24 protein-coding genes are annotated in these 21,535 nt (G+C 73.0%); 12 read left to right on the top strand and 12 right to left on the bottom strand.

The genetic code is table 11. The annotated features are described in order from the left end of the window. Positions 1-24: 24 nt before the first annotated feature. The 4 genes from DT019_RS23805 to DT019_RS23790 form a co-directional block, all read right to left on the bottom strand. The gene (locus DT019_RS23805) at positions 25-516 is read right to left on the bottom strand and encodes a DUF11 domain-containing protein (protein WP_114038921.1); all 492 of its coding nucleotides are present in this window, start codon (positions 514-516) and stop codon (positions 25-27) included. 153 nt (positions 517-669) lie between these two features. Then, positions 670-1,320 carry a C39 family peptidase gene (locus DT019_RS23800; protein WP_114038920.1) on the bottom strand — a complete coding sequence of 217 codons (651 nt, stop codon included), beginning with the start codon at positions 1,318-1,320 and terminating at the stop codon, positions 670-672. A gap of 33 nt (positions 1,321-1,353) precedes the next feature. Next, entirely contained in the window at positions 1,354-2,184 is an 831-nt protein-coding gene (locus tag DT019_RS23795) for a transglutaminase-like domain-containing protein (protein WP_114038919.1), read from the bottom strand. A gap of 17 nt (positions 2,185-2,201) precedes the next feature. Then, positions 2,202-3,197 (bottom strand): GNAT family N-acetyltransferase, encoded by a 996-nt coding sequence (locus DT019_RS23790; RefSeq protein WP_114038918.1) that lies wholly within the window; start codon positions 3,195-3,197, stop codon positions 2,202-2,204. A 141-nt stretch (positions 3,198-3,338) separates the two neighbouring features. On the opposite strand from DT019_RS23790, the gene fdxA reads away from it, so the two are divergent. Further along, the gene (fdxA, locus tag DT019_RS23785; protein ID WP_018845645.1) at positions 3,339-3,659 is read left to right on the top strand and encodes a ferredoxin; all 321 of its coding nucleotides are present in this window, start codon (positions 3,339-3,341) and stop codon (positions 3,657-3,659) included. Positions 3,660-3,765: 106 nt separating this feature from the next. Beyond that, entirely contained in the window at positions 3,766-4,863 is a 1,098-nt protein-coding gene (gene dapC / locus DT019_RS23780; RefSeq protein ID WP_114038917.1) for a succinyldiaminopimelate transaminase, read from the top strand. 90 nt (positions 4,864-4,953) lie between these two features. On the opposite strand, the gene DT019_RS23775 is transcribed toward dapC, so the two are convergent. Next, positions 4,954-5,406, bottom strand: coding sequence for an ATP-binding protein (locus tag DT019_RS23775; protein ID WP_114038916.1), 453 nt, complete (start codon positions 5,404-5,406; stop codon positions 4,954-4,956). Positions 5,407-5,708: 302 nt separating this feature from the next. Next, the gene (locus DT019_RS23770; RefSeq protein WP_114038915.1) at positions 5,709-6,677 is read right to left on the bottom strand and encodes a hypothetical protein; all 969 of its coding nucleotides are present in this window, start codon (positions 6,675-6,677) and stop codon (positions 5,709-5,711) included. 49 nt (positions 6,678-6,726) lie between these two features. Here DT019_RS23770 and dapE point away from each other — a divergent pair, with 49 nt between their 5' ends. Together dapE and DT019_RS23760 are read left to right on the top strand one after the other, a co-directional pair. After that, positions 6,727-7,806 (top strand): succinyl-diaminopimelate desuccinylase, encoded by a 1,080-nt coding sequence (dapE, locus tag DT019_RS23765; protein ID WP_114038914.1) that lies wholly within the window; start codon positions 6,727-6,729, stop codon positions 7,804-7,806. Positions 7,807-7,943: 137 nt separating this feature from the next. After that, the gene (locus DT019_RS23760) at positions 7,944-8,705 is read left to right on the top strand and encodes a TIGR00730 family Rossman fold protein (protein WP_114038913.1); all 762 of its coding nucleotides are present in this window, start codon (positions 7,944-7,946) and stop codon (positions 8,703-8,705) included. A 4-nt stretch (positions 8,706-8,709) separates the two neighbouring features. On the opposite strand, the gene folP is transcribed toward DT019_RS23760, so the two are convergent. Further along, positions 8,710-9,594 (bottom strand): dihydropteroate synthase, encoded by an 885-nt coding sequence (folP, locus tag DT019_RS23755; protein ID WP_114038912.1) that lies wholly within the window; start codon positions 9,592-9,594, stop codon positions 8,710-8,712. Positions 9,595-9,706: 112 nt separating this feature from the next. Between folP and DT019_RS23750 the strand changes: the two genes are divergently transcribed. Further along, a complete protein-coding gene (locus DT019_RS23750) occupies positions 9,707-10,126 on the top strand; it encodes a hypothetical protein (protein WP_223279728.1) in 420 nt (139 codons plus the stop codon). Beyond that, positions 10,123-10,698, top strand: a complete 576-nt coding sequence (locus DT019_RS23745; protein WP_114038911.1) for a DNA-3-methyladenine glycosylase I — start codon at positions 10,123-10,125, stop codon at positions 10,696-10,698. Before DT019_RS23750 ends, DT019_RS23745 begins: the two co-directional genes overlap by 4 nt. A gap of 30 nt (positions 10,699-10,728) precedes the next feature. Here DT019_RS23745 and DT019_RS23740 read toward each other — a convergent pair whose 3' ends face one another. After that, positions 10,729-11,529, bottom strand: coding sequence for an enoyl-CoA hydratase/isomerase family protein (locus DT019_RS23740; protein ID WP_114038910.1), 801 nt, complete (start codon positions 11,527-11,529; stop codon positions 10,729-10,731). Positions 11,530-11,848: 319 nt separating this feature from the next. On the opposite strand from DT019_RS23740, the gene DT019_RS23735 reads away from it, so the two are divergent. Continuing rightward, positions 11,849-12,016 (top strand): DUF3117 domain-containing protein, encoded by a 168-nt coding sequence (locus DT019_RS23735; protein ID WP_003966491.1) that lies wholly within the window; start codon positions 11,849-11,851, stop codon positions 12,014-12,016. 157 nt (positions 12,017-12,173) lie between these two features. On the opposite strand, the gene DT019_RS23730 is transcribed toward DT019_RS23735, so the two are convergent. Next, positions 12,174-12,839 (bottom strand): O-methyltransferase, encoded by a 666-nt coding sequence (locus tag DT019_RS23730; RefSeq protein WP_114038909.1) that lies wholly within the window; start codon positions 12,837-12,839, stop codon positions 12,174-12,176. A gap of 163 nt (positions 12,840-13,002) precedes the next feature. Between DT019_RS23730 and sigE the strand changes: the two genes are divergently transcribed. From sigE to DT019_RS23705, 5 genes are all read left to right on the top strand, one after another. Further along, positions 13,003-13,779 (top strand): RNA polymerase sigma factor SigE, encoded by a 777-nt coding sequence (sigE, locus tag DT019_RS23725; protein WP_189389867.1) that lies wholly within the window; start codon positions 13,003-13,005, stop codon positions 13,777-13,779. Further along, positions 13,776-14,780, top strand: a complete 1,005-nt coding sequence (locus DT019_RS23720) for an anti-sigma factor family protein (RefSeq protein WP_114038907.1) — start codon at positions 13,776-13,778, stop codon at positions 14,778-14,780. Before sigE ends, DT019_RS23720 begins: the two co-directional genes overlap by 4 nt. A 90-nt stretch (positions 14,781-14,870) precedes the next feature. After that, positions 14,871-16,760 (top strand): S1C family serine protease, encoded by a 1,890-nt coding sequence (locus DT019_RS23715; RefSeq protein WP_114038906.1) that lies wholly within the window; start codon positions 14,871-14,873, stop codon positions 16,758-16,760. 181 nt (positions 16,761-16,941) lie between these two features. Further along, positions 16,942-17,391, top strand: a complete 450-nt coding sequence (locus tag DT019_RS23710; RefSeq protein ID WP_114038905.1) for a sec-independent translocase — start codon at positions 16,942-16,944, stop codon at positions 17,389-17,391. Positions 17,392-17,523: 132 nt separating this feature from the next. Next, complete coding sequence (locus tag DT019_RS23705; RefSeq protein ID WP_114038904.1) at positions 17,524-18,210, top strand: hypothetical protein; 687 nt, start codon at positions 17,524-17,526, stop codon at positions 18,208-18,210. Between the two features lie 143 nt (positions 18,211-18,353). On the opposite strand, the gene DT019_RS23700 is transcribed toward DT019_RS23705, so the two are convergent. The 3 genes from DT019_RS23700 to DT019_RS23690 are packed head-to-tail and all read right to left on the bottom strand — an operon-like array spanning position 18,354 to position 21,371. After that, positions 18,354-19,487, bottom strand: coding sequence for an Mrp/NBP35 family ATP-binding protein (locus DT019_RS23700; protein ID WP_114038903.1), 1,134 nt, complete (start codon positions 19,485-19,487; stop codon positions 18,354-18,356). Positions 19,488-19,531: 44 nt separating this feature from the next. Further along, a complete protein-coding gene (locus DT019_RS23695; RefSeq protein ID WP_114038902.1) occupies positions 19,532-20,107 on the bottom strand; it encodes a DUF1003 domain-containing protein in 576 nt (191 codons plus the stop codon). Beyond that, a complete protein-coding gene (locus tag DT019_RS23690; protein ID WP_114038901.1) occupies positions 20,094-21,371 on the bottom strand; it encodes a magnesium transporter MgtE N-terminal domain-containing protein in 1,278 nt (425 codons plus the stop codon). The genes DT019_RS23695 and DT019_RS23690 overlap by 14 nt, the downstream gene beginning before the upstream one ends. Positions 21,372-21,535 lie beyond the last annotated feature (164 nt).

Below are 21,535 nucleotides of genomic sequence, written 5' to 3'. Positions count from 1 at the left end.
GCGCCGTACCGCGGGGGCGGGTGCTCAGCAGCTCACCAGGAGCAGGGTCAGGGCCGAGCAGACGTGGACCGCGGAGTTGTTGCCCGGGTCCGGGTCGCTGGGGGTCAGGTCGACCAGGGCGGCCGTGACCGGGAGGTTGCCGCTCATCGTCAGGAGCCCGGCGTGCAGCGTCAGGCGCTTCGTGACGGTGGCGCCGGACGGGATCGCGCCCAGCGCGCAGACCGCGGTCCGGTTCGTCCGGTCGAGGGTGCAGCCGGACGCGGTGGGCGCGGTGAAGCCGGCGGGATAGCTGAACCACACCCGCGCGGCGCCGACGGCCGCCGGACCGGCGTTGGTGACGCTCGCGGTGAACGTGGCCGCGTTGACACCGAGCCCCTTGGGGGAGGCGTCCAGGGTCACGGAGAGGTCGGCCTGCGCGGGGTCGGCGCCGGCCGGGGCGGCCAGGCCGAGGGTGGCGAGGAGGGGGAGGAGCAGGGCGGGGGCGAGACGGGCGGCAATCGGTCTCAGGCGGGACAAGGCGACTCCTGACGAGGGCGGGCCGACATGGTGGCGCCCTCAACAGGCTCTCTCGTACGGCCTGTTGAGGGCGCGTCAACAGATTGTGACCGCTGCTCGCCGTTCCGGCAGGGTTTTCCGGGCCGGGGCGGGGATTGGCCGGATGTGACCGCTTCAGTGACCGGGACGGCCGGTTCCCGGGCCCAGGGCGACGCCCCGCCCCGCGTAGAACCGCTCCAGGTCCGCCCAGCCGATGTGCGCGAACTCCTGGGAGCGGTCCTGGAAGCCGGACGGGTTGTGGAAGACCAGCGCCTCCTCGGTCGCCCCCACCGCCAGGACCAGATGACCGCCCCGGCGCTCCGGAGCGGGGGCGAGTTCGCGGATCGAGGGGTGGACGGACAGCATCAACAGGTGCCCGGACGCGATCAGCCGGGGCAGTTCGGCGACGGGGAGGTGCGGTCTGGCCGCGGCCCGCAGGCCCCAGCGCTCGTGGGCGTACGCGGCGAACGGGGCGTAGATCAGGCCGTCCAGCCCGTCACCGCGGCGGACGTACGCCCCGGCCGCCTCGCACTCCGCGGCGAGCTCCATCGGCGTGGGGGCCGAGCCCTGCCAGTACTCCAGTGCCATCCGCAGGCAGGCCACCCCGCACAGCCGCCACGACCACCAGGCGTACTCCTCGGGGGTCTCGGCCCCGTATGTGCGCCACAGCGGGTCCTCGGCCGCGTCCACGGAGCCGCCGACGATCGCCTCCACCAGCTCGGGGGAGGCCCATTGGGCGTGGTACGGGACGGGGTGGACGGCCGGCGGCCGGTGGCTCTCGCTCATGGACGGCAACCTTAGGCGGGCCGGGGCGCCGGCTCAGTTCAGCATCGCCCGGGCCGCCCGCGCCCTGCGCCGGATCGATTCCGCGGTGGCCGGGTCCACCGCCTCCACCACGTCCGCGTACCGGTCGAGTTCGGCGGCGCCGACCAGGAAATCGCCGCGCTGGACCAGGAGTTGGGCCCGCTCGAAGCGCAGCCGGGCCGGGTGCGAGGGGAGCAGCAGGGACAGCTCCACGGCCCACAGGGCGACGTCGCTGCGCTCGGGGCGGGCCGCGGCCCAGGCGCGGATGTTGTTCAGGACGCGTACCACGATGTCGAGCGGGGCGGCCGGGCTCAGCATCGACTCCTCCAGCGGCGCGCCGGTCGCCCCGGCCACCAGGAGCTCCGCGTCGGCGCCGGTCAGCAGCCGGCCTCCGTCGAAGGGGTCGGCGAGCACCCGGTCGCGGCGGGGGCCGAAGCCCACCACGAAGTGGCCGGGCAGGGCCACTCCGTACACCGGCGCCCCGGCCCGGCGCGCCACCTCGATCCAGACGACCGACAGCAGGATGGGCAGGCCCCGCCGGCGCCGCAGCACCTCGGGCAGCAGGGACGACTCCAGGCGCTGGTAGTCGGCCGGGCTGCCCCGGAACCCGCAGGCGGCGCCGAGCAGTTCGGCCGTCGCCAGGGCCCAGGAGCGCGATCCGGTGAGGCCGAAGGGGAGCAGCCCGGCCAGGCGGTCCAGCTCGATGTGGGCGGCGTCGATGCCCCGCCGCCCGAGCGCGGGGTCGGCCACCGCGCCCAGCAGCAGGCAGAGCGTCACCACGTCGGGGCGCTCCGAGCGGGCCTCCTCGGCGAACTCCTGCCGCCAGTCGGTGACGTCCGGATCCATGTCAGCCTCGTACCCGGTCAGTGGGATCGGAAGTGGTGGTAGCTGTGGTGCGTCGTGAAGCCCTGGCCCTCGTAGAGCGCGCGGGCTCCCTCGTTGTCCGCCTCCACCTGGAGCCAGGCCGCCGAGGCGCCCTCGTCCAGGGCGCGGCGGGCCAGCGCGGTCATCACGGCCGTCGCGAGGCCCTGGCGGCGCCGGGCCGGGTCCACCTCGACCGCCATGAAGCCCGCCCAGCGGCCGTCGACCACGCAGCGGCCGATCGCGGCGGGCACCGGCCCGTCGCCGGGCACCGAGGCGAACCACACCGAGGGGCCGCTGCCCAGGACCCTCAGCACGTGCTCGCCCGGGGTCACCGAGCGCTGGTAGCGGCTCAGCCACGCCGTGTCGACCGCGCGGTCCAGGCGGACCCGGGACACGTCGGCGTCGAGGTCGGCGATCGGCGCGAGCCCCGCGACCCGCACCTCGGCGCTCACCTCGCGCTCCCAGCCCGCCCGGTCGAGATCGGCGCAGAGCCGTTCCTGGGTGCCCGCCGCGCCCGTCGCGGTCTGGATGTAGGCGGGCAGGCCGCGGGCCGCGTACCAGGCGCGCACCCGGCCGAGGGCGTCCGGCAGGGGGAGTCCCGGGTCGCCCAGCGGCAGGACCGAGTTCGCCCGGCGGGTGAAGCCGTTCGCCGCGCGCAGCGTCCATCCGCCGAGCCGCTCGCTCTCCACCGGCTGCCAGGCGCGCGCGAGGACGGGCGCGAGTTCCTCGAAGGAGGCGGCCGGGCCGCGGCGCCGGGCCGGGGCGGCCGGGACGACCTTGCCGGCCACCAGCGTGGACTCGTCGATGCGGACCGTCTCACCGCTCTTTCGTGTGATCGACAACACACCGTCGTCCCAGGATGTGAGGACGCCGACCGTGTCCGAGAACAGGGAGCCTGGGGTTCCACTGGAGCTCAGGCGCCGGACTGATACGCGTTTGCCCGTATCCGCAGCCGTAATTCGGACCTCAAGCCGTCCGCCGGTGGTGAATTCCACAGGTCTCTCCGCCCCTCCTGTTCGGATCGTGCCCCGAACCGGAGATACTAGGTGCGGGCATCGACGACGCCGCGCTCCCGCGCGCCACGTGGACGGAGCCGCAGATCGGCCCGCCGCGCCCTATCGAGGAGGAACGACAGCGTGACCTACGTCATCGCGCAGCCTTGTGTCGACGTCAAGGACAAGGCGTGTATCGAAGAGTGCCCGGTCGACTGCATCTACGAGGGCTCCCGGTCCTTGTACATCCACCCGGATGAATGCGTCGACTGTGGCGCCTGCGAGCCGGTGTGCCCGGTCGAGGCGATCTTCTACGAGGACGACACCCCGGACGAGTGGAAGGACTACTACAAGGCGAACGTCGAGTTCTTCGACGAGCTCGGTTCGCCCGGTGGCGCGTCCAAGCTCGGTCTGATCGAGCGGGACCACCCCTTCATCGCAGCGCTGCCGCCGCAGAACGGCTGATCGCGCTTCCCCGGTCCCCGTACGGCTCAGCTGCCGTACGGGGCCGCGGTGTTTCCCGGCCCGGCGGTCCCGCAGCACCGTACGTACGAGAAAGTGAGCCCCCTTCGTGAGCGCAGTCTCTTCGCGCCTTCCCGTCTTCCCCTGGGACAAGCTGGAGCCGTACAAGGCGACGGCCGCGGCCCACCCGGACGGCATCGTGGACCTCTCCGTCGGTACGCCCGTCGACCCGGTCCCCGGGCTCGTCCAGGAGGCCCTGAAGGGGGCGGCCGACTCGCCGGGCTATCCCACGGTGTGGGGCACGCCCGCGCTGCGGGACGCGATCAAGGGGTGGCTGGAGAAGCGGCTCGGGGCGCGCTCGGTCGAGCACACGAACATCCTGCCCGTGATGGGCTCCAAGGAGCTGGTGGCCTGGCTGCCGACGCAGCTCGGCCTGGGCGCCGGGGACCAGGTGGCCTACCCGCGGCTGGCCTACCCGACCTACGAGGTCGGCGCGCGGCTGTGCGGCGCCCGGCCGGTGGTCTACGACGACCCGACCGAGCTCGACCCCACGGACCTGAAGCTGCTCTGGCTCAACTCGCCGTCCAACCCGACCGGCCGGGTCCTCGCCAAGGACGAGCTCGTACGGATCGTGGCGTGGGCCCGCGAGCACGGCGTGCTGGTCTTCTCCGACGAGTGCTACCTGGAGCTGGGCTGGGAGGCCGAGCCGGTCTCGGTGCTGCACCCGGACGTGTGCGGCGGCAGCTTCGAGGGCCTCGTCGCCGTCCACTCGCTGTCCAAGCGGTCGAACCTGGCCGGTTACCGGGCCGCGTTCATCGCCGGTGACGCGGACGTGCTCGGCGAGCTGCTCCAGATCCGCAAGCACGGCGGCATGATGACGGCCGCGCCGGTCCAGGCGGCCGTGGTGGCGGCCCTGGGCGACGACGCGCACGTCCAGGAGCAGCGGGCCCGGTACGCGGCGCGGCGGTCCGCGCTGCGTGAGGCCCTGGAGAAGCGCGGCTTCCGCATCGAGCACAGCGAGGCCAGCCTCTACCTGTGGGCGACCCGCGACGAGGGCTGCTGGGAGACGGTGGCGAGCCTGGCCGAGCTGGGCATCCTGGTGGCGCCCGGGGACTTCTACGGCGAGGCGGGCGAGCGGTTCGTGCGGGTCGCGTTCACGGCGACCGACGAGCGCGTCGAGGCGGCCGTCAAGCGGCTCGGGCAGTAGCCCGCGCGGGTTCGGCAGGCGTCCGCGCACACGGAAGGGGCCCGGGGAAGCGGTACTCCCCGGGCCCCTTCGCATCACCTGCGCCCTCGGTCAGCCACCGATCGGCAGGCCCTTCAGCGGGAGCTGGTCGGTGCTCGGCAGACCCTGGGTGGGCAGGCCGCCGGTCGGGAGGCCGCCCTTGGTGGCGGTCTGGGCGGTCGAACCGAGGATGTCGCCCGCGCTGCCCGCCGCGTCACCGGCCGTCTTCTGCGCGGCCGGGGTGGCCACCTTGCCCGCCTGTCCGACCGTCTTGCCCGCCGCCGGTACGGCCTTCTTGACGGTGGCCGCCCCGGTGTCGCCCGCCAGGCCGGTGGCCTTCTGGGTCACCCCGTCGACGGCGTTGCTGACCGAGCTGGGGTCCATCTGGGTGAGGCCGCCGAGGTTCGGCGCGGCCTGGGGGAGTTCCACGGCGCTTGCGGAGCCGGCCGCACCGACCACGGGCGCTGCACCTGCCGCGATGAGCAGCGCGGCGCGGGCGATCCGACGGGTCAGGGGGAGGGACATGATGCTCCTTCAGACGGGTTGGAAATGTGTCGCTGTCCGGCGTTCGGACGCTGTGACAACCGCCGTGAGGGGAGGAGAGGTTGCGGTGGGCCGGTGTAAAGAGTTTGCAATGCGTCGCATTATCTACTCTGGATAAAAACGGGCAAATGATGGTGCGCCAAAATGCCTGACGGGCCATCAGATCCCTTTGTCCCCAAGGGGATTGACGATTCTTCGGATCGGCGTCCGGATGCGGGTGCGAAAGGGGTGCGCGGGGGAAGGCGGGGTACCCCGGTCGAGTGCCCGGCCGAACGGGCGGCCGGTTACGGCGCGAGGGTGATTCGTACCTCTTGCGTACCGTCGCTCGCGGATCCGGCGCCCGGACCACGGCCGGTGGAGGCGGGGACGGCGGCCGACGCGGGCGCCTTGGACCAGCCCTTGGCCGAGTCGTCCGCGCTCCAGACGCGGCCCGCGTACGAGACCTGCGCGATGTGCAGCGTGGAGGCCCGGGCCACCGCCCAGTGCGCCAGCGCCCAGCCGCGCTGCTCCCGGTCGGTGCCCGCCGCGGCCGTGCCCTCGGTGACGCGCACCGGCACGGCGATCTCGTGGCCCGCGCCGGGCGGCTGCTCGGCGGGCACCACGCCCTCGCCGAAGGCCTTCGTCAGTCCCGCGCGCACCTGCGCGGGATCGCCCGGCTGGGCGTTCTTGGCCACGGTGCAGGTCAGCGACGCGGACTCGCGACCGGTCAGCGAGGCCGTCAGCACCGCCGCGTCCGGCTCGTGCTTGGCGTACGCCTGCGGGAAGCCGCTGCGCTGCACCTTCTGCGCGGCCACGGTCAGCGGGAGCCGCGAGTAGCCAGGGACCTCGGCCAGGTGCTTGTAGAACTTCCCCGCCGAGTAGACCGGGTCCATGATCTGCTCGGCGGTGCCCCAGCCCTGCGAGGGCCGCTGCTGGAACAGGCCGAGCGAGTCCCGGTCGCCGTGGTTCAGATTGCGCAGGCCCGACTCCTGGAGCGCGGTGGCCAGCGCGATCGTCACGGCCCGCTCCGGCATGCCGTGCGCGATGCCGACGGCGCTGATCGTCGCCGCGTTCTCCGCCTGCTCGGGGCTCATCCGGAAGGTGGCGTCGCCCGACCCCGCCACGCATCTGGGCGCACCGGGACCGCCGCTCACGTACTGCACCACCAGATATCCGGCGAGCGCGAGCAGCACGGCGAGGGCCGCCCCGATCCGGAGGAGGCGGCCGCGTCGGGAGGGGCGCGGGAGGTCGATGGGCTCGGACACGGTGCCCACCGTACTGGAGCGCGAAGGGACCCTCAGCGGGGGAGTTAGGGTCGGGGCCATGGCCGATAGCACCCTGGACCTCACCGCGGACGCGCCCTCGCTGACCGCCCAGCTCGTCGACTTCGCCTCCGTGAGCGGCGAGGAGGGGCCGCTGGCGGACGCCATCGAGCGCGAGCTGCGCAAGCTCGCCCACCTCACCGTCGACCGGCACGGCAACAACGTGGTGGCGCGCACGCAGCTGGGCCGGGCCGAGCGGATCATCCTGGCCGGGCACATCGACACCGTGCCCATCGCCGACAACGTGCCCTCCCGGCTCGACGGCGACGGCGTGCTGTGGGGCTGCGGGACGAGCGACATGAAGTCGGGGGTGGCGGTGCAGCTGCGGATCGCGCAGACCGTGACCGCGCCCAACCGGGACCTGACCTTCGTGTTCTACGACAACGAGGAGGTCGCGGCCGACCTCAACGGCCTGGGCAAGGTCGCCGAGGCCCACCCCGAATGGCTCGCGGGCGACTTCGCGGTGCTGCTCGAACCCTCCGACACCGAGGTCGAGGGCGGCTGCCAGGGCACCCTGCGGGTGCTGCTGAGGACCAGCGGCGAGCGCGCCCACTCCGCGCGCAGCTGGATGGGCTCCAACGCCATCCACACGGCCGCGCCCATCCTCGCGAAGCTGGCCTCCTACGAGCCCCGCCGCCCGGTGATCGACGGCCTGGAGTACCACGAGGGCCTCAACGCCGTACGCGTCGAGGGGGGCGTGGCCGGCAACGTGATCCCGGACGCGTGCACGGTCGTCGTCAACTACCGGTACGCGCCCGACCGCACCGCCGAGGAGGCCGTCGCCCACGTCCGCGAGGTCTTCGCGGACTGCGACATCGCCGAGTTCGTCGTCGACGACCACTCGGGGGCCGCGCTCCCCGGGCTCTCGCACCCGGCCGCCGCGGCCTTCATGGCGGCGGTCGGCGGCACCGCGCGGCCCAAGTTCGGCTGGACCGACGTCTCGCGCTTCGGCGACCTCGGCATCCCCGCCGTCAACTACGGCCCCGGCGACGCATTGCTGGCCCACAAGCGGGACGAACACGTCGTCGTCGAGCGGATCACGCGGTGCGAGACGCGGCTGCGGGCCTGGCTGACCGACTGAGCCCGGCCTTTTCCGGCCGACCGCCCTTCATTCAAGGCTTCGGTAGCGGGGTGGCCTGCCTGAATTCCGCCATTCGTAACGTTCGCCGACCTACCCTGGCTGAGCACGCGCAACATCGTCAGCGGAGGGAGCACGGTATGGCCAACCCCGAGGGAACCCCGTTTCCGGCGGAGCAGCGGCTGGAACAGCGGCTCGGACCGGTGCTGCGCCGCCGCGATCAGGTCCAGCCCGGCACCACCGACCAGCGCCTCCTCGACACCGAGGGCGACTCGCAGTGGGTGCACACCGACCCGTGGCGGGTCATGCGCATCCAGTCGGAGTTCGTCGAGGGCTTCGGCGCGCTCGCCGAACTCCCCAGCGCCATCAGCGTGTTCGGCTCGGCCCGCACCCCGGCGGGCTCGCCCGAGTACGAGGCGGGCGTCCGGATCGGCCGGGCCCTGGTCGACGCGGGCTTCGCGGTCATCACCGGCGGCGGCCCGGGCGCCATGGAGGCCGCGAACCGGGGCGCGCGGGAGGGCAACGGCATCTCCGTCGGCCTCGGCATCGAGCTCCCCTTCGAGCAGGGGCTCAACCCGCACGTCGACATCGGGATCAACTTCCGGTACTTCTTCGTGCGCAAGACCATGTTCGTCAAGTACGCCCAGGGCTTCGTCGTGCTGCCGGGCGGACTGGGCACCCTGGACGAGCTGTTCGAGGCCCTGACGCTGGTCCAGACCCGCAAGGTGACCCGCTTCCCGATCGTGCTGTTCGGCAGCGAGTACTGGGGCGGCCTGGTGGACTGGCTGCGCGACACGGTGATCGCCCAGGGCAAGGCCTCCGAGGGCGACCTCCTGCTCTTCCACGTCACCGACGACGTGGACGAGGCGATCGCGCTGGTCACCAAGGAGGCCGGGCGGTAGGCGCCTAGGCGAGTCCCCGGCGGGCCACCGCCGGGGGACGGTGGCCCGCGATGGACGCCACCATGTCGAGGACCTGACGGGTCTCGGCCACCTCGTGGACGCGGTAGACCCGGGCACCCAGCCACGCGGAGACCGCCGTCGTCGCCAGCGTGCCGATCACGCGCTCCTTCACCGGCCGGTCGAGGGTCTCGCCCACGAAGTCCTTGTTGGACAGCGAGACCAGGACCGGCCACCCGGTGCCGGTCATCTCCTCCAGGCGTCGCGTCGCCTCCAGGCTGTGCCGCGTGTTCTTCCCGAAGTCGTGCCCGGGGTCGATCATGATCCCGTCGGGCCGCACGCCCAGCTCCACGGCCCGCTCGGCGAGCCCCACGGTGACCCGCAGGATGTCCGCCATCACGTCGTCGTACGCGGTCCGGTGCGGCCGGGTGCGCGGCTCGACACCGCCCGCGTGGGTGCACACCAGACCGGCGCCGTACCGCGCCGCCACCTCGGCGAGCTTCGGATCGAAGCCGCCCCACGCGTCGTTGAGGACGTCCGCGCCGGCCTCGCAGACCGCCGCGCCCACGTCGTGCCGCCAGGTGTCCACGCTGATGATCACGTCGGGGAACCGCTTGCGCACCTCGGCCACGAAGCCGACCGTGCGCCGGGCCTCCTCCTCGGCCGTGACCTCCTCGCCGGGGCCCGCCTTGACCCCGCCGATGTCGATGATGGCCGCGCCCTCGGCGACCGCCTGCTCCACGCGGGCGAGCGCGGGCTCGTCGTGGAACGTGGCCCCCTGGTCGTAGAAGGAGTCGGGGGTCCGGTTCACGATGGCCATGACCACCGGCTCGTGCGCGGTGAATTCGCGTCGGCCAAGCCGCAGCGTGCCGCGGTCCGTTCCGCTGTGCATCCCCTGTGTCCTTTGCTGTGCGTCGGCCGTTGTCCGCCTGCGACCCTAACTGTCAGTGCCGCATGGCACGATCGGTCCCGAACAGTTTCCGGCGTCGGGAAGAGGCTCGCTCGTGTTCTGGTTCTTGCTGATCGCGATGGTCGTCGTGGTCGCCGCCGTGACCCTCGCCGTGGTGGGCGGAGGTGGCGACGACGGCGCGGTGCTGCCGGACACCGAGCCGGAGCACCTGGTGGACCCGCTGCCCGAGCACCGCCCCGTGGCCCGGGCCGACGTGGAGGCGCTGCGCATCCCGGTGGTGCTGCGGGGCTACCGGATGGCGGACGTCGACGACGTGCTGAGCAGGCTCGGCGCGGAGCTCGCCGAGCGGGACGCGCGGATCGCCGAGCTCCAGGCGGCGGCCACCGCGGCGAGCCGCGACCGCGCGCCGTCCCCGGCGTCCGCGGAGCGGATCACACCCGGCCCCGAAGCCCAGCGGGGGCTCGGCACACCCGACCCCGCGGCCGGGCCGACCGACGAGGAGCCCCGGCGATGAGCGGCGCGATCCCCGGCCCTGACGGCCGGCTCCGCTGCCCCTGGGGCCTGTCCGCCGAGGAGTACGTGGCGTACCACGACACCGAGTGGGGCCGCCCGGTGCACGGCGACGACGCGCTGTACGAACGGCTCTGCCTGGAGGCCTTCCAGTCGGGGCTCTCCTGGATCACGATCCTGCGCCGCCGCGAGGGCTTCCGGCGGGCCTTCGCGGGCTTCAGGATCGCGGCGGTGGCGGAGTTCACCGAGGCCGACAAGGAGCGGCTGCTCGGCGACGTGGGCATCATCCGCAACCGGCTCAAGATCGAGGCGACGGTCGCCAACGCCCAGGCGCTCGCCACCTGGTCGCCCGGCGAGCTCGACTCCCTCATCTGGTCGTACGCCCCGGCGGCCCGCCCGGCGCCCCGCACCCTCTCCGACGTCCCGGCCGTCACCGACGAGTCGACGGCCCTGTCCAAGGCCCTGAAGAAGCGCGGCCTGCGCTTCGTCGGCCCGACGACGGCGTACGCCCTGATGCAGGCGTGCGGTCTGGTCGACGACCACCTCGTGGACTGCGTGGCGCGGGGCGGCGCCTGAGAGCGGGGCTCCCGGGGCCGCCCCGCCCGCTCAGCGGCCGACGTACTTCGGCTTCTCCTTGGCGAGGAAGGCGGCCACCGCGATGGCGTGGTCCTCGGACGCGCCCGCCCTGGTCTGGAGCTCGTCCTCCTTCTCCAGCGCCTCGGCGAGGGTGTGCCCCGCGCCGTAGGCCAGCGACTCCTTGAGCGCGCCGTACGCCACGGTCGGGCCCGCGGCGAGGGTGCGGGCCACCGCGAGGGCCTCGGCGGCCAGCTCGGCGGCCGGTACGACCTTGTTGACGAGGCCGATCTCGTACGCCTCCTGGGCGGAGATCGAACGCGGGAACAGCAGCAGGTCGGCGGCGCGGGACTGGCCGATCAGCCGAGGCAGCGTCCACGAGACGCCCGAGTCGGCGGTCAGGGCCACCCCGGCGAACGACGTGTTGAACGCCGCCGTTTCCGCGACCACCCGGTAGTCCGCGGCCAGCGCGAACCCGAGCCCGGCGCCCGCGGCCACCCCGTTGACGCCCGCCACCACGGGCTTGGGCATCTCGGTGAGCGCCTTCAGGATCGGGTTGTAGTGCTCCCGTACGGTGCTCATCGTCCGGCCGGAGCCCGTCTCGCGGTCCGCCGCCAGCGACTCCACGTGCTCCTTGAGGTCCTGCCCGACGCAGAACGCGCGGCCCGTCGCGGTGAGCAGCACGGCCCGTACCGCCGGGTCCTCGGCCGCGGAGCGCACCGCCTCGCGGAGCGCGACCTTGGCCTGCGTGTTCATGGCGTTCATGGCCTCGGGCCGGTTGATCGTGATGGTCGCGAGCCCGTCGTTCACCTCGTACAGCACGGTGTCCGCCATGTGGGATCCCCTCCGTCGCGGATGCTTCTCGATCGTCGTGTCCGCTCAGCATGGCGGAGATCACCGGCGGTGGGCATGTGACCTGCGTCAAACAATCCGGCCGTCGGGGGGAACCCGCGGCGGCGAAGTATCGCAGGCGGATCGCCGAATTGAGTGGTTTTGATCGAGCGCGTTGCCCAAGCGATGCGGACCGATGTTGGTCATCGGGTCCTGCGATGCGGGATAATGACCTGGAAGCAATGTGTTCGATGCCGTGACGCGTGCCCAATCCCGGGGGCCGTCGGCTGACGATGAGCTGGTTTCAGGAAGGGGAACGAGCATGGCGGCCATGAAGCCGCGGACGGGCGACGGCCCGCTCGAGGTGACCAAGGAGGGGCGGGGCATTGTCATGCGCGTTCCGCTCGAAGGCGGCGGTCGGCTTGTCGTCGAGCTGACTCCGGACGAGGCCGATGCCCTGGGCGATGCCCTCAAGAAGGTCGTCGGCTGACTCAGCGGGTCCGACCCAGACTCTTCGCCGCCCCGGTTCGGTATGCACCTGTGTGCATGCCGTGCCGGGGCGGTGTCGTGTGCGCGGGCTCTCCCGCGGCCGCGACCCCCTGAGGGCGGCCGGACGGCTCACGCGACGATCTTGAGGACGATGGCCCTCAGCCGCGGCGTACCGCGCAGAGCAGGCCGTCGCCCACCGGCAGCAGGGACTCCACGAGCTCGGTGCTCTCGCGCACCGCGCGCAGCAGTTCGCGCAGCCGCAGCACCTCGGCGGGCTGGACCCCCGAGTCGACCGTCCGGCCGTCCGCGAAGACACCCTCGAAGCAGACGATTCCGCCGGGTCGCAGCAGGCGCAACGATTCAGCGAGCACGTCGAGGGACTCCATGCGGTCGCCGTCGCAGAAGACCAGGTCGTACCCGCCGTCCGCGAGCCGGGGCAGGACGTCCAGGGCGGGGCCGGGGATGAACCGCGCCCGGTTGGCCGCGAAACCCGCGGCGCGGAACGCCTGCTTGGCGAACTGCTGGCGGTCGGGCTCCGGGTCGACGGTAGTCAACACGCCGTCCGGGCGCAGCCCTTGCAGCAGGTAGATGCCGGAGACGCCGGTTCCGGTGCCGATCTCCGCGACCGCCTTCGCGTCCGCCGTGGCAGCGAGCAGCCGCAGTGCGGCGCCTGTCCCCGGGGACACCGAACGCAGGCCTGCCTCCCGGGCCCGGTCGCGGGCCCAGCGCAGCGCGTCGTCCTCGGCGACAAAGGCGTCGGCGAACGCCCAGCTCGTCTGCCGGTTGGCGGTAATGGCCCTCTCCTGTCCCCTTGGTTGGCGCAACGGTGACTGTATCCGCTGGAGTCGGGAACCCGCAGATGGGACCGCGCGTTAAGGAGGGCAGGGGACAGCGGGGGAGCACATGGGCGAGTTCGGGGAAGAGGGCCGGAAGCCGGGCCCAAATGCACGTAAAGATTCTTATCCGGAGCTAACGGGCGAGGTGGCTATGGTAGGGGCTCCACTGGACACCACCAGAGCCGACAGGGGAGGTGCGGCTGCGCCTGTGGATCGGGGAGGAGTGCTGCGGCGCTTTCTCAGGTCGGCGGGTGAGCCGAAATCCGTGACCAACATTGCTGACCGTTCCCGCGCTACCAGCTCCGCTACCACCGCGACCTTCGCCGACGCGGATTCCCAGGCGTGGACTCCCCCTTCGTGGGAGGAGATCGTCAGCACGCACAGCGGCCGGGTCTACCGCCTCGCCTACCGCCTGACGGGAAACCAGCACGACGCCGAGGACCTCACCCAGGAGGTCTTCGTCCGCGTCTTCCGCTCTCTGTCGACGTACACGCCGGGCACCTTCGAGGGCTGGTTGCACCGCATCACCACCAACCTCTTCCTGGACATGGTCCGCCGCCGCCAGCGCATCCGCTTCGACGCGCTCGGTGACGACGCGGCGGAGCGGCTGCCCAGCCGCGAGCCCAACCCCCAACAGGTCTTCAACGACGCCCACTTCGACGCCGATGTGCAGCAGGCGCTCGACACGCTGGCGCCCGAGTTCCGCGCCGCCGTGGTCCTCTGCGACATCGAGGGCCTCTCCTACGAGGAGATCGCGGCCACCCTCGGAGTGAAGCTCGGCACCGTCCGCAGCCGGATCCACCGCGGCCGTTCGCATCTGCGCAAGGCCCTCCAGCACCGTTCGCCCGAGGCCCGCGCCGAGCAGCAGCGCGCCCTCGCGGGGGTGGCGCCGGGAGCTCTCGGGGTGGCCGGAGAGGGGATGGCGTGAGTGGTTCGAGTCCCACCCCGGCGGAACAGCACCTCGGGGACCGGCTCGCCGCCCTGGTCGACGGCGAGCTGAACCACGACGCCCGCGAGCGTGTCCTGTCCCATCTGGCGACCTGCGCCAAGTGCAAGGCGGAGGCCGACGCCCAGCGCAACCTGAAGAACGTCTTCGCCCAGGCGGCCCCGCCGCCGCCCTCGGAGGGCTTTCTGGCCCGGCTCCAGGGGCTGCCCGCCGGCACCGGGGGTGACGACGACGGCTCCGGGGGACCGTTCGGCGGGGGGCGCCAGGCCGACGGGTTCTTCGAAGGATTCGGGGTGCTGACCCCCAGTGCGGGCGGCCCCCGGGACCCGCGCGTTCCCCGCTCGGGCGGCTTCGGCTACCTCCCGGTCGGTTCCCACGCCGCGGCGCTGCCCGACGGGCTGAGCGGCGGCTTCCGCATCCACGAGGTGGACAGATCCGAGCAGGACCGGCCGGGCCCGGGATGGCGGGGCCGCAGATTCGCCTTCGCCGCCGCGAGCGCCGTGTCCCTGGCCGCGATCGCGCTGGGCGGCACCCTGCCGCTGAGCTCGACGTCCGGCGCCCGGGCCGCGAGCGGGGGCAGCAACGTGGTGCCGCTGCGCTCCAGCAGTGCGGCGCCGAGCGGCGGTTCGGCCGAGGACCGGCGGCGCGGTGGCGCCGCGGCCGGGTTCCTCTCGGCCATGGCCGCCCAGCCCACGGCCCCGGTCACGCCCGGCCCGCGCGGCCTCAACGGGATGCCCGCGCAGAACGGGCCCGTCCAGCCGCAGAACCGGCCCGTCCAGCCGCTGGGTGGCGCCTTCCCGGCCGCCCGGCTGAACGGCTCGTCCCTGCCCCCGTTGATACGGCCGGCCGTGGCGACGCTCCCGCTGACCACGACGGACCTCACGGCCGCGGTGCTCGCCGTCGCCCCCTCCGCGATCCCGAAGGCGCCGGCGCGGTCGGCGGCTCCGGTGGCGTCCGGGCTCCCGCTGACCGCCCGACGCTGACCGTGCCCTGCCGTCGCCTCCGGCGACCTGGTTGAATCCGGGGGAGGGGTGCTCATGGGAGCACGCAGGGCAGCCAGTTGCGGGGAGAGCATGAACGAGCAGAAGCCCACCGGGCCGAAGCCCAAGTGGTGGAGCCGTCCGCAGGCAGTCCGCCCCAGCGACACCGGCCCCGCGCCGACGGCCCCGCCCGCCGAACTCCCGGACGACGCCTACGACTTGGCCCCGCCGACCCCATCCGCCGAGCAGGCAAAGCCGAGCGCGGCGGCCGACGCGCACCCCGCGCCGCCCGTTCCGCCGCAGCCGGGCGCGGGCGCCGACGCGCCCCACGTGCCTGTGGAGGCGGCCCTTCCGGACCAGGACGCCGGGCCGGTAGCCGACGCGCACCCCGCGCCGCCCGTTCCGCCGCAGCCGAGCGCGGCGGCCGACGCGCACCCCGCGCCCGTGGAGGCGGCCCCTTCCAACCAGGACGCGGGTCCTGTCACCGAGGTGGAGGACATACGCCCGGAGCCCGGCGCCGCCCCGGTCGCCGAGGCCGCCGCGCCCCGGCCGGGGCCCCTGCACGCCCCCGATCCCTACGGCACGCCTCCCTACGGTGGGCCGGGGCCCTGGGCGCCCGCGCCTCCGGTGCAGCGTCCGGTGCCGACGCCGCCGGGCGGCACCGCGCTGCCCCAGCAGCCCGCCTACGCGGCCCCGCAGATCCCCGCACCTCAGGGGCCCGCCGCGCAGGCCCCCGACGCTCAGGGGCCCGCGCCGCAGTCCTCGTACGGCGCGCCTCCCGCTCCCGCGGGGCCGCCCGCCTCCCAGTGGTTGCAGTACGACCCCTGGAGCGCGCCCGGTGAGCCGCTCAGCAGGCCCGGGCAGCCGGAGCCGAGGAAGCGGCGGCGCGGGGCGCTGCTGGTCGGCGCGGTGCTGCTCGCCCTGGTCGCCGGGGGCATCGGCGGTGGCGTGGGCGCGTACGTCGAGCGCAACGGCGGCATCACCGACGTACGGCTGCCGCAGGCCGGCAAGGAGCCGCTGGGCCGGGCGCCGGACAGCGTCGCCGGGATCGCCGCGAGCGCGTTGCCGAGCGTGGTCACCATCCATGTCACCGGGGCCACCGAGTCCGGCACCGGCACCGGCTTCGTCCTCGACAACGCCGGCCACATCCTGACCAACAACCATGTCGTCCAGCCCGCCGGGGGCTCGGGAAAGATCTCGGTGACCTTCAGCGGGGGCGAGAGCGCGCCCGCCCAGGTGGTCGGCCGGGACAGCGGGTACGACCTCGCCGTCGTCAAGGTCGACGGGGTCTCGGGCATGAAGCCGCTGCCGCTCGGCAACTCGGACAACGTCCTGGTCGGCGACCCGGTGGTGGCCATCGGGGCGCCCTTCGACCTCTCCAACACGGTGACCTCGGGCATCATCAGCGCCAAGGAACGCCCGATCACGGCCGGGGGCGAGAGCGGTGACGGCAGCGACGTCAGCTATGTCGACGCGCTCCAGACCGACGCCCCCATCAACCCGGGCAACTCCGGCGGCCCGCTCGTCGACTCCAAGGCCCGCGTCATCGGGATCAACAGCGCCATCAGGTCGGCCGGGAGCGGCAGCGCGGAGGGCGGCGGTGGCCAGGCCGGCTCGATCGGGCTGGGCTTCGCCATACCGGTCAACCAGGCCAAGCGGGTCGCCGAGGAGCTGATCAACACGGGCAAGGCCACGCACCCGGTGATCGGTGTCACGCTCGACATGAAGTTCACCGGCGACGGCGCCCGCGTCGGCGACAAGGCGAGCGACGGCAAGCCGTCCGTCACGCCCGACGGCCCCGGCGCCAAGGCGGGCGTCAAACCGCAGGACGTGATCACCAAGGTGGACGGCCAGCGGGTGCACAGCGGCGAGGAGTTGATAGTGAAGATCCGCGCCCACCGCCCTGGCGACCGGCTCAGGCTGACCGTGCAGCGGGACGGCAAGCAGCAGGACCTCACGCTGACGCTCGGCTCCGCGTCCTGACCGCCCGGTCCGGGGCCGCGCGGGACCGGTGGTCCCAGCGGCCCCGGACCGATGCCCAAAGGTCACCCCGCGGGTACCGCCGCGACAGTTCGGCCGGGTACCGTGGAGCGGTCCATGACTGGACGCGGAGCTGGGAAACAAGCGCCGAGATCGCGAGCACTGAGAACACGAGGAGCAGCGGGTGTTCAACGACATCGGGCCCATGGAGCTGGTCACACTCGTGGTCCTCGCTGTGCTCATCTTCGGCCCGGACAAGCTGCCCAAGCTGATCCAGGACGTCTCGAACATGATCCGCAAGGTGCGGAGCTTCTCCGAGAGCGCCAAGCAGGACATCCGGGCGGAGCTCGGGCCCGAGTTCAAGGACTTCGAGTTCGAGGACCTCAACCCCAAGACGTTCGTCCGCAAGCAGCTCATGGACAACGACGACCTGGGGCTCAAGGAGATCCGCAACAGCTTCGACCTCCGCAAGGACATGGAAGAGGTCGCGGACGCCGTGCACGGCCGCGAATCGGCCGCCACCACCGCCGCCAACGGCTCGGCGAACGGCTCGGGGGCCACCCCCGACCTGCTCAAGAAGCGCGAGCAGCTGGCGCCGGGCGAGCGCCCCCCGTTCGACGCCGACGCCACCTGATACACGCCAATCCCACATGCGCTTTTCCGGCGAGCCGCGCCGAGGTGGCTATCCTCCATCTGTCCGGCAGCCAGGACGCCCGAGGGGGGCGGGCCGCTCCGGACGCTACTGATCTAGGAGGCGGCCGGGCAGATGGAGACGACAAGCCGGGTAGCGGGGCAGTCCCCTCAAGGGGCGCCCGAGGGCACCCAGTCCACACCGGAGGGAGTGCCGGCGGCCCGGCGTACGGTCGACGGCTTTCTGCGCGCGCCCTTCCCCTGGTACGGCCTCGACGAGGCGTTCACCGGGCCGCGCTGGCTGATGCAGGTGGCGCAGGCCGCCGACGGCACCGTCCAGCACGGCTCGATCGGCCACGGCGACGAGCCGTCGATACGGCCCGAGGCGGCGGCGAAATCCGGGGCCGACCGGGACCGGTTCGCGGTGGTCGTGAGCATCCCGGCGAACCCGGTGCGCCGCAGCGGCGACGGCACGGGTGTCCTGGAGGCCACCTCGGTCTCCTCGGCGGCCTGGCTCGCGGGCTCGGGGCTGCTGGCCTTCACCTGGCCCGCGCAGATGGACCACGTGCGGCGCGGCGAGTGGCTGGACCAGCAGACCGAGACGGCCTGGGAGCTCGCCGACGACCTGGACGGCTCCGACTGGTCGACCCTCTCGCTCCCCGTCGACGGCGTGCCGACCGACTTCCACTACCGCGAGTCCGAGTTCGGCTGGATCCTGGCCGGCTCCGCGCAGGGCGGCGTGCACCTGGGAGCGTACGGGCGCGGCCTGAGCGCGTACGGGCTCGGCTTCTCGGTGGTCAAGGACATCGCCTCGTACGCGTGAGGACGGACGGGCGGCCGTACGCGGTGCCCGGCCCCGGCCGACCGCGGTATGCGCCGCCCATGACGGCTGCGTAAGCCGATGCACTCACATGCGTAAGGGGCGCCCGCAGTAGCGAGGCGCCCCTTACGCGTGCCGTGGGCGGGCTAGAACTTGTTGCGCGGGGTGATCCCGAGCGACATGCCCGACAGGCCGCGGGCGCGGCCGCCCAGCTTGCCCGCGATGGCGCGCAGGGCCGCGCCGGCGGGGGAGTCCGGGTTGGACAGGACGACCGGGCGGCCGTCGTCGCCGCCCTCGCGCAGGCGGACGTCGATCGGGATGGAGCCCAGCACCGGCACGGTGGCGCCGGTCGTCTTCGTCAGGCCGTCGGCGACCTTCTGGCCGCCGCCCGTGCCGAACACGTCGACCATCTCGTCGCAGTGCGGGCAGGGCAGCCCGGCCATGTTCTCGACCACGCCGACGATCTTCTGGTGGGTCTGCACGGCGATGGACCCGGCGCGCTCGGCGACCTCGGCCGCGGCCTGCTGCGGGGTGGTCACGACGAGGATCTCGGCGTTGGGGACCAGCTGCGCCACGGAGATCGCGATGTCACCGGTGCCCGGCGGAAGGTCGAGCAGCAGCACGTCCAGGTCGCCCCAGTACACGTCGGCGAGGAACTGCTGGAGGGCGCGGTGGAGCATCGGGCCGCGCCACACGACGGGCGCGTTGCCCGGCGTGAACATGCCGATGGAGATGACCTTCACGCCATTCGCGGACGGTGGCATGATCATGTTCTCGACCTGGGTGGGCCTGCCGTCGGCGCCCAGCATGCGGGGCACGGAGTGGCCGTAGATGTCGGCGTCCACGACACCGACCTTCAGCCCGTCCGCCGCCATCGCGGCGGCCAGGTTCACCGTCACCGAGGACTTGCCCACGCCGCCCTTGCCGGAGGCGACCGCGTAGACGCGGGTCAGCGAGCCGGGCTTGGCGAAAGGCACCTCGCGCTCGGCGGTGCCGCCGCGCAGCGAGGCCGCGAGCTCCTTGCGCTGCTCGTCGCTCATCACGTCGAGCGTCACGTCGACGCGGCTGACGCCCTCGACCCGCTCGACCGCGTCCGTCACGTTCTTGGTGATGGTCTCGCGCATCGGGCAGCCGGAGACGGTCAGGTACACCGTGACGGCAACCGCCCCGTCCGTGCCGATCTCGACCGATTTGACCATGCCGAGTTCAGTGATCGGTCGGTGGATCTCGGGGTCGTTCACCGTCGCCAGTGCCTCAAGCACCGCGTCTTCCGTAGCCATACGGTCGATGGTACGGCGCCTACCGCACCGTACGGAAAGCCCTGTCAGCGGTCGCCTTCGTCACGTCCGTAGGAGCGCTCCGGCGGGAATAGGTTCCGGCGCTCCTCCATCTCCTTGACCAGGTCCTGGAGTTCGGAGCGGATCCAGTCGCGGGTGGCCACCTCGCCGAGGCCCATCCTGAGCGCCGCGATTTCACGGGTGAGGTACTCGGTGTCGGCGATGGACCGCTCGTTCTGCTTGCGGTCCTGCTCGTGGGTGACCCGGTCGCGGTCGTCCTGCCGGTTCTGCGCGAGCAGGATCAGCGGGGCCGCGTACGAGGCCTGGAGCGACAGGGCGAGCGTGAGGAAGATGAACGGGTAGTTGTCGAAGCGCAGATTGCTCGGCGCGAAGATGTTCCAGGCGACCCACAGGATGATGATCAGGGTCATCCAGACGATGAACCGCCCGGTGCCGAGGAAGCGGGCGATCCGCTCGCTGAACCGGCCGAACGCCTCGGGGTCCCACTCCGGGAGCAGCTTCACGCGCGGCGCGCGCGGCTGGTCGAGCCGGGTGCGGCCGCGCGGCAGCGCGCTCGCGCCGCTCGCGCGGGTGCGCTCCTCCGCCCGGTCAGTGCCGCCCATCCGGTACCCCCTCCGGCCCGTGGAACTCCGTCTCGCGCCAGTCGTCCGGCAGCAGGTGGTCGAGCACGTCGTCGACGGTCACGGCGCCGAGCAGCGAGCCGCTCTCGTCCACCACGGGCGCGGCGACCATGTTGTACGCGGCGAGGAAGCTGGTCACCGACGGCAGCGAGGCGTTCGGCGGCAGCGGCTTCAGATCGCTGTCCACCACCGAGCTGACCAGCGCGAACGGCGGCTCCCTCAGCAGCCGCTGGAAGTGCACCGTGCCCAGGTACTTGCCGGTCGGCGTCTCGTCCGGCGGCCGGCACACGTACACCTGGGCGGCGAGCGCGGGGGAGAGGTCCTGCTGGCGCACCCGGGCCAGGGCGTCGGCGACCGTGGCGTCCGGGCGCAGCACGATCGGCTCGGTCGTCATCAGGCCGCCCGCGGTGCGCTCCTCGTAGGACAGGAGGCGGCGCACGTCGGCCGCGTCGTCCGGCTGCATCAGCGTGAGCAGGCGCTCCTTGTCCTCCTCGGGCAGCTCGGAGAGCAGGTCGGCGGCGTCGTCCGGGTCCATCGCCTCCAGGACGTCGGCGGCCCGCTCGTCCTTCAGCTTGCCGAGGATCTCCACCTGGTCGTCGTCGGGCAGCTCTTCCAGGACGTCGGCCAGCCGGTCGTCGTCCAGCGCCGCGGCCACCTCGGCACGCCGTTTGGGTGACAGGTGGTGCATGACGTTGGCGAGGTCGGCGGGGCGCAGCTGCTCGAAGGTGGCGACCAGGTTCTCGGCGCCCTGGCCGTGCTCCTCCAGGGAGAACCCGGTGACGGCCGACCACTCGACGGTCAGCGTCTCGCCCTTGCGGCGCAGCGCGCCCGACTTGCCGCGGCGGACGAAGACCTTGTCGATCTCCCAGTCGCGGCGGGCCGGCAGCTGCTGGATGGCGACGTCCAGGACGGTCACCTGCTCGCCGTTCTCGACGAGGGTGACCCGGCGGTCGAGCAGCTCGCCGAGCACGAGGCGCTCGGTGGGGCGCTGCTCGAAGCGGCGCAGGTTGACGACGCCGGTCGTGATGACCTGGCCCGACTCCACCCCGGTGACCCGGGTCATGGGCAGGAAGATCAGCCTGCGGCCGGCCACCTCGACGACGATGCCGAGCAGCCGGGGAGGCCTGCGGCCGACCCGCAGCATCGCCACCAGGTCCCGCACCCGGCCGACCTGGTCGCCGTTGGGGTCGAAGACGGCGACGCCGGAGAGGTGTGAGACGAAGACCCGGGGGGCGCCTGCCGCCATACGAGCGCCTCCTTCTGATCGGGTTGCTCCGCACCGCCGACATCGCTGCGGGACAAGGGTTTCAGGCTAGCCGCCGGCGAGGGGGTACGCCCTTGCGGGTCGTCCGTCCGGCGCTCTGCCGAGCAGCCTAGACACTGCGGGTAGGGTGCGGACTGCCGACCCCC

Origin of the sequence: Streptomyces sp. SDr-06 (assembly GCF_003324565.1) — a bacterium.
Lineage (GTDB): Bacteria > Actinomycetota > Actinomycetes > Streptomycetales > Streptomycetaceae > Streptomyces.
Note: the sequence above shows the minus strand (reverse complement) of the source record. Positions and strands in the feature narration are given on the sequence as shown.

Coding starts and splice junctions, on each gene's coding strand:
- DT019_RS23800 (WP_114038920.1), bottom strand. CDS start 1,320: ATGAGCGAGAGCCACCGGCCGCCGGCCGTCCACCCCGTCCCGTACCAC.
- DT019_RS23795 (WP_114038919.1), bottom strand. CDS start 2,184: ATGGATCCGGACGTCACCGACTGGCGGCAGGAGTTCGCCGAGGAGGCC.
- DT019_RS23775 (WP_114038916.1), bottom strand. CDS start 5,406: ATGTCCCTCCCCCTGACCCGTCGGATCGCCCGCGCCGCGCTGCTCATC.
- dapE (WP_114038914.1), top strand. CDS start 6,727: ATGGCCGATAGCACCCTGGACCTCACCGCGGACGCGCCCTCGCTGACC.
- DT019_RS23760 (WP_114038913.1), top strand. CDS start 7,944: ATGGCCAACCCCGAGGGAACCCCGTTTCCGGCGGAGCAGCGGCTGGAA.
- folP (WP_114038912.1), bottom strand. CDS start 9,594: ATGCACAGCGGAACGGACCGCGGCACGCTGCGGCTTGGCCGACGCGAA.
- DT019_RS23745 (WP_114038911.1), top strand. CDS start 10,123: ATGAGCGGCGCGATCCCCGGCCCTGACGGCCGGCTCCGCTGCCCCTGG.
- DT019_RS23740 (WP_114038910.1), bottom strand. CDS start 11,529: ATGGCGGACACCGTGCTGTACGAGGTGAACGACGGGCTCGCGACCATC.
- DT019_RS23735 (WP_003966491.1), top strand. CDS start 11,849: ATGGCGGCCATGAAGCCGCGGACGGGCGACGGCCCGCTCGAGGTGACC.
- sigE (WP_189389867.1), top strand. CDS start 13,003: ATGGTAGGGGCTCCACTGGACACCACCAGAGCCGACAGGGGAGGTGCG.
- DT019_RS23715 (WP_114038906.1), top strand. CDS start 14,871: ATGAACGAGCAGAAGCCCACCGGGCCGAAGCCCAAGTGGTGGAGCCGT.
- DT019_RS23705 (WP_114038904.1), top strand. CDS start 17,524: ATGGAGACGACAAGCCGGGTAGCGGGGCAGTCCCCTCAAGGGGCGCCC.
- DT019_RS23700 (WP_114038903.1), bottom strand. CDS start 19,487: ATGGCTACGGAAGACGCGGTGCTTGAGGCACTGGCGACGGTGAACGAC.
- DT019_RS23695 (WP_114038902.1), bottom strand. CDS start 20,107: ATGGGCGGCACTGACCGGGCGGAGGAGCGCACCCGCGCGAGCGGCGCG.
- DT019_RS23690 (WP_114038901.1), bottom strand. CDS start 21,371: ATGGCGGCAGGCGCCCCCCGGGTCTTCGTCTCACACCTCTCCGGCGTC.